General features: G+C 67.6%; 8 protein-coding genes. 3 read left to right on the forward strand and 5 right to left on the reverse strand.

The window, feature by feature from the left end:
* Position 1 precedes the first annotated feature (1 nt).
* Positions 2-802, reverse strand: a complete 801-nt coding sequence (locus tag JOF56_RS50605) for a Pvc16 family protein (protein WP_209646590.1) — start codon at positions 800-802, stop codon at positions 2-4.
* Complete coding sequence (locus tag JOF56_RS50610) at positions 786-2744, reverse strand: ATP-binding protein (protein WP_307855644.1); 1959 nt, start codon at positions 2742-2744, stop codon at positions 786-788. The genes JOF56_RS50605 and JOF56_RS50610 overlap by 17 nt, the downstream gene beginning before the upstream one ends.
* Positions 2745-2872: 128 nt before the next feature.
* On the opposite strand from JOF56_RS50610, the gene JOF56_RS50615 reads away from it, so the two are divergent.
* The 3 genes from JOF56_RS50615 to JOF56_RS50625 are packed head-to-tail and all read left to right on the forward strand — an operon-like array spanning position 2873 to position 8360.
* On the forward strand, positions 2873-4708 hold the full coding sequence (locus JOF56_RS50615) for an NlpC/P60 family protein (protein ID WP_209646591.1): 1836 nt from the start codon (positions 2873-2875) through the stop codon (positions 4706-4708).
* Positions 4705-6561 (forward strand): dynamin family protein, encoded by a 1857-nt coding sequence (locus JOF56_RS50620; RefSeq protein ID WP_209646592.1) that lies wholly within the window; start codon positions 4705-4707, stop codon positions 6559-6561. Before JOF56_RS50615 ends, JOF56_RS50620 begins: the two co-directional genes overlap by 4 nt.
* Positions 6558-8360 carry a dynamin family protein gene (locus JOF56_RS50625; RefSeq protein WP_209646593.1) on the forward strand — a complete coding sequence of 601 codons (1803 nt, stop codon included), beginning with the start codon at positions 6558-6560 and terminating at the stop codon, positions 8358-8360. Before JOF56_RS50620 ends, JOF56_RS50625 begins: the two co-directional genes overlap by 4 nt.
* Before the next feature lie 80 nt (positions 8361-8440).
* Here JOF56_RS50625 and JOF56_RS50630 read toward each other — a convergent pair whose 3' ends face one another.
* The 3 genes from JOF56_RS50630 to JOF56_RS50640 are packed head-to-tail and all read right to left on the reverse strand — an operon-like array spanning position 8441 to position 12336.
* Positions 8441-9199 carry a hypothetical protein gene (locus tag JOF56_RS50630; protein WP_209646594.1) on the reverse strand — a complete coding sequence of 253 codons (759 nt, stop codon included), beginning with the start codon at positions 9197-9199 and terminating at the stop codon, positions 8441-8443.
* A 6-nt stretch (positions 9200-9205) separates the two neighbouring features.
* A complete protein-coding gene (locus tag JOF56_RS50635) occupies positions 9206-11344 on the reverse strand; it encodes a hypothetical protein (RefSeq protein WP_209646595.1) in 2139 nt (712 codons plus the stop codon).
* Entirely contained in the window at positions 11341-12336 is a 996-nt protein-coding gene (locus JOF56_RS50640) for a hypothetical protein (protein ID WP_307855645.1), read from the reverse strand. Before JOF56_RS50640 ends, JOF56_RS50635 begins: the two co-directional genes overlap by 4 nt.
* Positions 12337-12405: the final 69 nt, after the last annotated feature.

Genomic DNA, 12405 nt, shown 5'->3' on the forward strand with positions numbered 1-12405 from the left:
GTCAGGAAGACGTGCGTCGGCCTCGCTTCGCGGCGGGCGGGGCCTTCAGCTCCACTGGGCCGGTTGCCGGGACCTCACCGCGTGGCTTGCCGTTGACGGTGATCTTGTCGCCGGGTTCGGCCTGGACGAAGAACTTGCCGTCCTCGTCGATCTCGGCGGCGCCGTGCTCGGTGGCGATGATCGTGCCGGGCTCCTCGGTGGTCTGGCCGGCGACGAAGTTGCGTTCCGATGAGACGGTGTCGCCGGCGGAGGTGATGATCGCGTAGCGGTGCACGGGCGGGCCGACGGGCAGCATGATGGCACTGTCCACTGTGGCCGTCACCTTGACGTCGAGACCCGGTTTGAGCTGTCCGCCCAGCGCCGACCAGAAGTCGGAGTTGTCCCGGCCGTCGCCCGAGGCGATCTCGATCGTCGGCACGGGCTGGATCTTCTGGTACGAGCCCTGCAGGTACTCGGTCTCGATCTCGCTGTGCAGCAACAGGGCCGACATCGTCGCGCCGAGCAGTGAGTGCTCGTCGCGGATGTCGGCGGTCCACGCCGTCACCAGGTACCGGCAGTCCACTCTGGGCAGCGGGAAACGCCGGTGCGGGCGGCCGTTCTCGTCGTGCACCGTCTCCAGACCGAACTCACGGTCGGTGATGTTGCGGCGCACGTCCCAGAGGTACATGTTGATCGTCGGCCGGGACACCCGGGCCGACCAGTCCTTGTCCGGCGCGTCGAAGGAGATGTCCACCTCGCGTTTGGGCAACGGCACGACCGCGCGCAGGAACTCCTCAAGGGACTCGTCAAGCAGGTTCAGCATCGCCGTCCCCATTCACCAGTTTGAAATAGCGGTCGAACTCGGCCTCGGTCCGCAGCCGCCCCAGTTTCTGAAATTCCCGCTTCAGCGAGAGGGCGACGCGTTCCATGGTCACCGGGCCGGCCTCGTCGGCGGCGAGAAAACCCGCGCCGAGCGCGGCGTTGCGGATGATCCCGCCGGTGATCCGGAACTGTTTGGCCAGGAAGTCGAAATCCAGGTCGTGCACGGGCGCGCTCGCGGGGAACGCCTGGCGCCAGATCTGCTTGCGCTGCGGCTCGTCCGGCGCCTCGAAGTCGATCGCCACGGAGATCCTACGCAGGAACGCGTCGTCGATGTTGCGCTGCAGGTTGGTGGCCATCACCACGAGCCCGTCGTAGGACTCCAGGCGCTGCAACAGGTACGCGACCTCGATGTTGGCGTATCGGTCGTGCGCGTCGCTGACCTCGGATCGCTTGCCGAACAAGGAATCCGCCTCGTCGAAGAACAGCACGAGGTCGCCCGCCGCGGCCGCGCCGAAGATCCGTTCCAGGTTCTTCTCGGTCTCGCCGATGTACTTGCTGACCACCGACGAGAGGTCCACTTTGTACAGATCCAGGCCGAGCTCACCGGCGATGATCTCGGCGGCGAGCGTCTTTCCGGTACCGGACGGCCCGGAGAACAGCGCGACCACGCCGGTCGACGGCAATGGGGAGAATCCCCACTCCCGGTAGACCAAGGAGCGACGCTTGTAGCGGGCGATCAGTTCCCGGATCTGCGCGGTCTGATCACCGGGCAACACCAGGTCCGACATCGTCCTCTTCGGACGGATTCGGACCGACAAGCCGTCGAGGTGCCCACCGGCCAGCCGCCGCACGCCCGACGCGACCTGCGCCGCGTTGCCCGCGGAAGCCGCGGTCACCAGCCGCAATTGCTCACGGGACAACGGGAAAGCCGGATCCGGCGGCACGCCAAGGGCTTGCCGCCAGTCCGCTTCCTCGGCCAGCCCGGACTCCAGCCGGACCTCCTGCCAGGATCGACGCGGCAGAGCGTCCAGCGCGAGCTCCCGCGGCGAGCTGAGCACCCAGCTCAGATGCGCGGCCCGATCGATCCGGTCGGCCGCCGTCCGGCTGGGCGGATCCTCCAGCTCCAGCACGATCGCCCGGTCCCCCACCCCGGCCTCCCGGACCACCGCGGCCCACTCGGCCGGCGACGACGGGACTGGGCAGACCAGCAAAGCCTTGCCAGGCCAGCGTTCGCGCACCGCGGCCAGCCTGCTGTCCGGGTCGGCACCGGTGACCAGCAGCAGCTCCGCCGAAACCGGGCCGCTGCCAACGGGATCCAAGCGCCGGGTACCGGCCGGGAGGCCGGTGTCGGCCGAGTCGTCCCCGGCGAGCGCCCACGTCAGCCGGGGCGCGGGCCAGCACATCCTGGTCGCCCATGGGCCTTCGGTGCCGATCTCGATCAGCTCGGCCGTCCGCAGCCGCGCGTCCGGTGCGACACAACGGGCCCCGGATTCGAGCATGCGGGACAGGCTCGCGACGGTCAGCCGCGGCAACTGCACGTTGTCCTGGAAATACGCGACCAGCCGCATCCGGTGCGGCGAGCGTTCCACCGCCAGCAGCAAAGCCAACGCTTGCGCGGCCTGCTCGTCCAATTGCGCAGTACGGACGAGCCGGTCGAATGTGGAGCGCTCTTCGGCGAGCGATTCGCTGAACTGCTTACGCGCCAGGACAAGTTCCGGCTCGAGCTGTTGCAGCAACGCCTCGACGCGTTGCGCCGCAGGGCCGGACGCGCCGGGCAGCTCGGCCAGGATCCGGTCGACCTCGTCGTGTCCGATGTAGAGGCCCGCGAAGTCGTGCGGCAACAGGCCTTCGCCCAACCGGCACACCAAAGCCTCGCGCTGCAGCAGCGTATCGGCCATCACCTGCCACGGCGGCGCTGATCGCAGCCGGTCCTCGTCGCGCACGTCACCCCCGGCCCTTTCACGGCTTTTGGCCGAAGTTAACACCAACCGGGGCCAACCAGCGCAAACCGTGCCCTTTTGGGCACACGAAATGCCACCCACGCACCCGTCACGTCAAACATAATGGACGTATGGCGCGATACACGGCGGAGCAGATCTACGCGTTCGCGCGCGAAGCCGGTTTCTCCCCGGATCGTGCCGCGACGATGACTGCGATCGCCCTGGCCGAGTCCAGGGGGAACAGCTCAGCACACAATCCGGTCGGGGAGAACAGCAAAGGCCTCTGGCAGATCAACCAGCGGGCCCACCCGGCCTTCGAGTCGGTGGACCTGTTCGACCCCGTGCAGAACGCCCGCGCGGCGTTCAAGGTCTCCCACGGCGGCGACGACATCTCGCCCTGGACGACCACGCACAAGGGCGCGGCCGCGAAATACCTGCGCTACAAGATGGAAGCGCAAGCCGCAGCAGCCTCGTACGGCGACGGCCCGAACCGTGGCATGTGGGAGGGCGTGTCCGGCTACGGCGACCACACGTCCGCAGGCGATGCGCGTGGCGGCGGTCCAGGCGTAGCGCCAACGCCATCCACCGCCACGTCGACCGCAGCTGCCAGCGACAACGTGAACGTCCAGCAGGTCGCCGCGCCCAACGCGGCAGCCGCAGGCATCGAGCACGGTGAAGCGTCCGGTGTCCCGCTGGACTCGGACCTGCTCGCCGGTCGCGACGCGGCGCTCGGCACTGCTGCGAACCCGGGTACTGCGCAGCCGGCAGGCACCGGCGCCCCCGGGACACAGGACGTGCAAGGCGTCACCGGCACCGGCGTGCCCACCCAACCCGGCAGCAACGTGCCGGTCCAACCAGGCGACGGTGTCCCGGTCCAGCCGGGTAGCAATGTGCCGGTCCAGCCTGGGATACCGGGCCAGCCCGCGATACCCGGTCAACCCGGCGTGCCCGGTGTCCCTGGCCAGCCGGGCGTTCCTGGCCAGCCGGGCGTTCCCGGCGTTCCCGCGCAGGGTGCCGGAGACCGGGGCGCGGCCTCGGGCGTTCCGTTGGACGAGCAGCTCGCGGCGGCGGCGCAGTCCGCCGCGGCACCTGCGCCGACCCCTGTTTCGCCGGTGGCCAACCAGGGTGTCGTGCCACAGCAGCAGCAGGTGGCGGGCGGTGACGCGAGCAAGCTGCAGACGTTCCTCAACTCCGCGGTCGCCCAGACCGGCGACAAGTACGTCTTCGGCCACGAGGTCAACGCCAACGACCCCAACCCGAGCGTGTTCGACTGCTCGGAGCTGGTCGAATGGGCCTCGGCCCAGGCCGGCGTGAAGATGCCCGACGGTTCGTGGCTGCAGTACCGGGAGCTGGCCAAGGAAGGCACCACCATGTCGGTGGAGCAGGCGCTCAAGACCCCGGGCGCGTTGCTCTTCAGCTTCTCCTCCGACCCGATGACCGGTGGTCGCCCGTCGGCCGCGCACGTGGCGATCAGCCTCGGCAACGGCAAGACGATCGAGGCCAGGGGCACCCAGTACGGCGTCGGGTCGTGGGAGGCGAATACCAAACGGTTCCAGTACGCCGGTTACATCCCGGAGATGGGCGCAGGCATCGGTGGCGTCCCGCCCGCTCCCCCGCCGCAGCAACCGCCAGTCGACGGGTTCACCCACCGGCTGACCACAGACCCGATCCAGATGGACCGCAACCCGTCTGTCGTCGCCGCCAGCCACACGATAACCAGCGCGGATCCGCCACCGGAGCCGATCGCGCTGCCGCAGGCGCCACCGCCGATCGACCTGAACGCGCCCCCGGGTGACGCGGCGGCCGCAGTGCCGTTGGACCGGACCGAGGCCTCGTCGAACCACGACCTCGACCAGGACAACCAGGACGACCTTCTGCAGCACATCCAGGACTGGGTGGCCCCGCAGGACCACTCGGTGCCTGACCAGCACGACGATTACCACGACAACCTCCCTGGGCACACATGACGACCACGAATCCGGCCCGCAGCGCCGCCGAGACCGCCGAGATGCTCGAGCTGATCGACACCGCGATCACCGAGACACGCTCGGCAGGCCGGCCGGACCTGGCCGAGAAGCTGATCAAGTGCCGGCGCCAGCTGACCACCGGCGCGTGGCACGTGCTGGTCGCGGGTGAGTTCAAGAAGGGCAAGAGCGCGCTGGTCAACGGCTTGCTCGGGGTGCCGGTGTGCGGGGTGGACCCGGTCGCGTTCACCGCCGTGCCGACGTTGATCAAGCACGGGGACAAGCCGTCGGCGGTGCTCGTGCCCGAGGCCGCGCCGGACGCGACCCAGGATCCCCCGCCGATCAAGATCGATATCCGTAAGGCGGCGGAGTACGGCCGGACCGGTGTCGCCGACAACGGCACCCGCCTGCGGGCGATCGAGGCGACGCTGAAGCGTGAACTGCTGTCCGACGGTCTCGTGCTCGTGGACACTCCTGGCCTGGGCGGCGGCTTCGCGGCGGCCGCGGCGTCGGCCACGATGCGAGCGCTTGCGTTGGCGGACGGCGTGATCGTCGTGACCGACGCGTCGCAAGAGCTGACCGCGGCGGAAGTCGACTTCATCAAGCACGCGATCGACATGTGCCCCAACCTGATCATCGCGCTCACCAAGACGGACTTCTACCCGCAGTGGCAGCGCATCCTCGAGCTGGACCGGGCCCACCTCAAAGCGGCGGAGATCGACGCGGAGATCGTCTCGGTGTCCTCGACCCTGCGCGAGCTGGCGCTGGACACCGGCGACCCTGCGCTCAACGCGGAATGCGGCTTCCCAGTCCTGGTGGAACGACTGGGATCGCGGCTGCTCGCCGACCACGCGGCCAAGTCCGTGCTGGCCGCGGCCGGTGTCGTGCGCAACTCGTTGCAGCAGGTGGCTCACACGCTCGTGACCGAGCACACGGCGTTGACCAAACCTGAGGAACGCCAGGCGACGATGCGCAAGGTCGCCGCGAGCGGGGAACGCGCCCAGGCGCTGGCCGGGCCGTCCGCGCGCTGGCTGAACACGATCACCGACCGGTTCGCCGACATCCAGGCCGCCCTGGACGCCGATCTCACCGACTGCGCGCGGCGGCTGGAGAACGAGGTCACCAAGCGGATCAAGGAAGGCGATCCGACCAAGGAGTGGTCGGAGATCGTGCCGTGGCTGCAGCGGCGGGCCAACGAAGAGCTCACCGACGCGCACACCCGGCTGATCCGCAAGATCGACGAACTGGCCGACGAAGTGGCCGCGTTGTTCGACGCGACCGCCGAACACGTCGACGCGATCGCCCGCGGCGCGGACATGACCCCAGGCCAGGACCTCAAGCTGGAAGGCCTGGCGAGCAAGAAAGGCGGCAAGCTCGAGGTCGGCATGCACGCCGCACGCGGCTGGTCACTGTCGAGCTCGATCGTGACAACGGTGCTGGTGACAACGCTTGCGCCGAGCCTGCTCATCGTCCTGCCGATCACCGCCGCGTTGGGCTCGGTGTTCGCATGGCGGGCCGTACGCAGCTACAAGACCACGAAGGTGGACGCGGCGCGTGCCGAGGCGCTGCGTGCGGCGGCCGTGTACCTCAACCAGGCCCGCGTGGACGCCAACCGTGCCGCGTACGACCTGATCAGGCACAGCCGCGGCCGGATCCGTGACTACTACCTCGACGAGGCGCAGGAACTGGTGTCGGCCGCCAAGCACGAGCAGGAAGCCGCCATGCGCGCGATGCAGGTCGACGCACAGGCCGCGGCCGCCCGCGGCGCGGCCGCGAAATCCGAACTGGATCGGGTCTCGGCCCTGATGGCCTCCGCCGACCGGATGGCCGATTCGACGCAAAGGGGCCGGTCGTGACCGTTTCTCTGGCTCAACGGGTCCGCGCTCTGCTGAGCGAGGCCACTGCGGCATATCAGGGCAGACAGGGCGGCCGCGTACTCAACGACGTGGCCAGACATCTGGACGGGCCGTTGCGCGTGGCGATCGCCGGGCGCGTGAAAGCCGGCAAGTCCACTTTGCTCAACGCACTCGTCGGCACCCGGATAGCCGCGACAGACGCAGGCGAGTGCACCCGCATCGTCACCTGGTACGCCCGTGGACCAGAGCCACGCGCAACCGCTTTCCCTCATGGCACAAGGCCAATCGGTCTGTCCATTGAGAACGACGGCAATCGGTACACATTGGACCTGGGAAGGCTGGACGCGGACAGCGTCGACCGAGTCGAAGTGTCCCTGCCGAGCGACTGGCTCAACCAGATGACCCTGGTGGACACCCCAGGAATGGGCTCGCTGACGGAGTCCGCAGGACGGCGTACCCAGGACTTCCTCGGCGAGACCGGCAGCGTGGACGCGGTGCTGTACCTGATGCGGCACCTGCACTCGACGGACATCGACTTCCTGGACGCCTTCCACGACGGAGACGCCGCCGAGACAACACCGGTGAACGCAGTCGGCGTCCTCTCCCGCGCAGACGAAGTCGGCGGCGGCGAAGAAGACGCAATAGCCCATGCAGGCAAAGTCGCGGCAGGCTATCGGGCGGACTCCCGCATCCGCAGCCTCGTCCACACAGTGATGCCAGTCGCAGGCCTGCTCGCCGAAACCGCGGCAACCCTGGGCGACGCGGAATTCGCCGACCTCGCCTCGATCGCCAAAGCCAGCGAGGGCGCGACAATGCCCTTGATGCTGTCGGCCGCACGATTCGTTTCCCCTTCACGCACAGTCAGTGTGTCCCCAGACGCACGGCGCCGACTCCTCGGAATGCTTGGCATGTACGGAGTCCGCCTGAGCCTGGAAACCCTCCGCGCCGGCGAGGCAGACCGAATCGCACTGTGCAACGTGTTGCGTGAACGCAGCGGCCTGGCCGAACTCCGCCGACTGCTCCTCACCCAGTTCGCCCAACGCCGAGACGTCCTCAAAGCCGACGGCGCCCTCCGCGCGATCGAGACGGTAACCCGCAACGACCCCATCCCCGCCGCCCCACGCCTGCGCCAAGCCGTGGAACGCCTCCGCGCCGGCGCCCACGAACTAACCGAACTCCGCCTGCTGACCGAACTCCGCACCGGCTCAGTCCAAGCCCCCGCCGAACAACTGGCCGTGATGGAACGCCTCCTCGGCGGCCAGGGCGCCTCCGTGGCCGACCGCCTCAACCTCCGCCCCGACGCCCCGTTCGAGACAGTCCAGGCCGCGATAACAGGCATGCACGGCCACTGGCGCCGCGTAGCAGGCAACGCCCTCATCGACCCCAGCTTCACCCGCGCCGCCCAAGTCCTGCAACGAACCTGCGAGGGCCTGGCCGCCGCCATCAGAACCGCCCCCCAGCCCAACCAATCTCCAGGCCAACGCTCAGGCCCTCGGCTACAGGGACAGCCAGGCAGTCCCCAGCGCCAGCCGGCCCGGCAAAACCAGCCGGGTCCGGGTCAGCGCCCAGCCGCTCCTCCCCCAGGCACCCCACCAGGTGGCTTTCCCCGCCAACCTCAGCCCGCCCAGCACCAACCCGTCCAGCCGCCGCCCGGCAAACCCCAGCCCGCCCAGCCCCAGCCGGTCGCCCCCACCGAGAACTTCCGTCCAGGAACCGGCCCCGAAGAAGAAACCACGGCCTTCCAACGCCCAAAACCAGTCCCCGGAAACATCCACACACCCCGGAACAACAACACCTGAAGGCCCCCAGCACCTTCAGGGCGGCCCTCGGCCCCGCCCGCAGGGCATACCGACGCGCGCAGAGTGCAACCTGCTGTCCATCAAGGTTCTCTGGCGTTCTCCTCGTACTCCGCCAGCCTTGCGCGCAGGTCCTCCCGGCCGGACTCGGAGATCAACTTCCGTAGTATGCCCAGCTGGTAGGCCTTCGCCGCCGGGTCGGGCACGGCCATCATCCCGTCGAAGATCCGCCCTGGGGAATCCGGCAAGTCCTCAGGCGCAAGTGCGTCGCGTGCGTCCTTGAACGCGCGCGCGATTTCCACGACACGCTCGGGCTTGTCCTGGTTCTCCATCAACCACCACGCTGTCGCGCGAAGGGGGTCAAGGAGTTGTGAGCGCATCTGCTCTGCTTGATGCGCTCGGCGTTCGTCCTGCCAGGAGAAGGCGAACCGGCGGCTCGCCGCCTCCTCGCGGGCCGCGACCGCCGCGATCAATTCGGTGTCAGCGTCGACCGATACGCAGTGGCCGCGAGCGAGCGCCTCGGTTCCGCGCACGGGCAGCCATTGGCATAACGCCACGCTCAACGCACCCCTCAACCGCTCGGCTGCGGTCAACGTGTGCCGCCTGCTCAGCCTTTCAGCGCGGTAGGCAATGCCTTCCCGCGCGATATCAGGCAGGCTGGGCGGTGGCTCATCACCCTGCCACTTCGCCTCGATGGCGAAGTGGGCCTCGAAACGCAGGATTTCATCCGAGCTGGGCAGCGACAAAGTGATCTCCCAGGCGAGCACTGAATCCACTGCAGCCGGTTGCCGTACGGTGTTCTCCTCCGGGCCACGTCGCCGCCGGAAACTCCATCCAGCCATCGATGCCTACCGCCAGACCGGGTCGACTTCGTCGAGCCGGACCGACAGCCGGTGCAAGGTCGCGGCCAGTGGATCGCTCTCGGCAGGGTCCGGTTGGTTCGGCGCGGACCGGCTCGCATAGAGAATTTGTGCGATGCGCTGCGTTTTCGACTCTGTGGCCAGTACAAGGGGTTCCACCATGAGGTCCCGCTGAGCTGGTGATGCGCCTGCGGCCACATGCAACCAGCTCGCGACAACAGGGCGCAGGCTTTCCGGGGGCATCGTGTCGAGGGCCTGCCGCCAGAACGCCGCCGCGGTTTCGATGTCAACGTCTTCTTTGTCTTTCATCAGTACAGTAGCGACGCTGTCCGCCAGCAGGCTCAGCCGGGCCGGAGCAGCGTTGTCAAACCACTCCGACACGTACCGCAAGAAACTGGAGACACCGAGGTCTGTGCCTATTTGCCGGGTGGCTTCGAGAACGGCGATCCGTACATGCGGGTTTTCTGAATTCGCCAAGTGCTTGAGCCGAGTGAGCGCGATGCGGGGAAACGACTCCCCGATGCCCGCGCAGACCTCGGCCGTCAGCAGCTGAAGGTCCGAGTTCGCGCCTTTCGACCACTCCAGGAGTTTCTGCCGTATCCGTGTGCCCACCGCCGGGTCGGTCGCCGTCGTGGTCAGCAAGCGCACCGCGATCGATCGGCGGTACCGGGCTGTTGGGTGATCCGAGGTCCGATCGCCGTCGGAGTCTGTGCCCGACTTGGTCGCGGCCCATCCCTCGGCAAGCTCCAGCGCTACCTCGGCACTGTCCTCGCCGGCGAGCTCGGCACACCGGTCAGCAAGGCGTTCCAACTCCTCGCGCGTCAGGTCGCTGATCTGCCGGGGCAGTTCGCCGATCCACCGCTTCAACGTTTTGCGCAGGTCGCGATGCTCACGCCAGAAGAACCGGAGTACCGATGTCCCGGTACCGCGTGGCTGGAACTTGCGGTCATCGCAGTTGAATGATTCGTAGTCGAGTGCGAGCAGCCTGGTGTACGGACTGGGCCGAAGAAGAGGCACCGTCTTCTTGCGCTGCGCACCGTTGAGAGCAAGCAGGCGATCGGCGGCATCGACGATGTGCCAGGTCTCGGCGCCCTCCAGCAGGGTCGCGGCCAGCAGCAACGCGAGCCACTCGATATCGCCGCTGTCCTGCCTTTTTCGAACAAGTTCCCGCAACGACGGACCCTGCTCGTCTCGCTGGCTGCGCAACACCTCCTGGAGCGCGTGCGCAGGGTCCTCGTCCTGGCCGATCCTGTCCGAGACAGCGTCCGCGAGCTCCTTGACCTCAGGTGGCCACAAGTTACGCAGCCGGTCGGTCAGGACCGAGTCGTGGGCGAACGATTCGCTGTCAAGGCCGATGGCATGTCGCGCAAAGACTTTGAGCGGCGTCGGCCGGCTCAGGTGGTGCACACGGCCGGGAAGGAAATCCTCGAACCGGCGGGCCTGGTCGCTCGGGATGATGAGGATGAGATAGCTGAGATGGCGTTCGAGTTCTTCGACGAACTCCACCAGCCCCCGGCGTACGGACTGAAGCTTGTCGTGCGCGTCGCGCAAGTCACCGATCACTACGGCGGGCTCATGGTCGACGAGCAGATCGGCGACACGCAACTCGTCGATGAGTTCCTCACGAACGACGAGGTCAGGATGCCCCTTCCGCAGTTCGTGCCCCAAGCGCATGCACGCCGCGAACTGACCACCGTCGTGCGCCTCCGCGGTCAGAAGCAACACCCGGCGGTCACGCAGGATCTCGATTGCCGTCTTGGGCTGCCCGCCGGAAGAAAGTCCGAGCAGACCCGGTGGCTCCACATACCTGTCGGCCAGGTGCACAAGCGCGTCACGATCCTGAAGGCCACGCCCGCTTCGTTTTTCCGACGATGCCCGGGCCAGTTGGAGCAACCCGTCAGTGAGCACCAAGGCCCCGATGTCGAACCTGGGCTTGTTGATGTCTCTCAGCGCGGTGTCATTGCCGTTTCCGTCAATCGAAAGCGGCGGGACTTGACGTGGTTCTGGCTCAGCCGGTTCGGCGACGGGTTCGGGCAGGACAGGCTCCGGCTGGAGGCGATCTTGTTCGGGCGCGGGTGAGTCGAGCATGCCGAAGGCGTCGACATCGTGCTCCTCCAAGGTCTTCACCGTGCCTTCGGGTCGGTGTCGCCGCCGAGGCGGCGGCCGCTGGACGGACCGAAGTTGGCGTCGCCCGCCGTATGGAAGTTGCCCGAGAATTCTTGCTTTCCAGACGACTGGTCCACACTGTGCCCCGCGGTTGTGTTGTTGTTCCCGGACACTGTGATCCCCCTGTTGACGCCTTGCAAGTAATGACTGGCGACCCCGCCGCTGATGTCGCGAGCCTGCAGCACACTGCCCGCGGTTCCGCTCACACTGTTGGTGACCTCGCCGTAGATCTCCTCCGGCTGTGCCGAGTCCGCCTCATCTGCCGGGTGCGGTTCCGACTGGCCACTCAGCAGACCGAACCGGAGCAAGTCGCCGGATGGCGCGGGCACGCGCAGATATCCCTTGCCCGAATACCCCTTGGCCGCCACGGACAGCGGTGCTTCGACGAACTCGCTAGGCCGCCGGGTGGTGTGACCTGCCTCGACGACGTTCTCCATCACGGTGTGGGACAGCACCGAGGCGACGAAAGTGACTGCGGGGTCAGAGTTGTCGAGCAACGCCCGGACGGATTCCGCGTCGAGCATCCGGTTTGCCTCGACCATGATCCGGCCCGTTGGTGAGTCGGTTTGCGGCTCGTCGAACGACGCCGCCAGGCCGAGGTGCAGGCTGGCGCGCAGCCGAAAGTCAATGCCCTCGGCGCGAAATTCCCCGGCACGTCGGCGCAGCTCGCTCTGCAGGGAGTCGAAGAACCGGTCGACCACGGCCGCGACCAGGTCTGCTGTGAATCCGATGAGGTAGCTGTCACCGCGGAAGGCTTTGAAGAGTTTGTCTCTGCCTTCCCACAACGAGATGAGTTTCGCACGGTCTGCTGCCACTGCGAGCACCTCAGCCAGCCTGTCCACGATGACTCGCTGTTGAGTATCGTCATGCTTGCTGAATCCGCGGACGTCGACCGCGAGTATCCCGATGTAATCGCCAAGCGAGCGATTGGTCTCCGAGGGCTTCGAGCTCACCAGCGTTCCTCCATGCGAATGCGCGCGTGATCGGTGACCCCAGCCTCCAGGAACGCTGCCGGTGGTTCT

Origin of the sequence: Kibdelosporangium banguiense (genome assembly GCF_017876405.1) — a bacterium.
GTDB lineage: Bacteria > Actinomycetota > Actinomycetes > Mycobacteriales > Pseudonocardiaceae > Kibdelosporangium > Kibdelosporangium banguiense.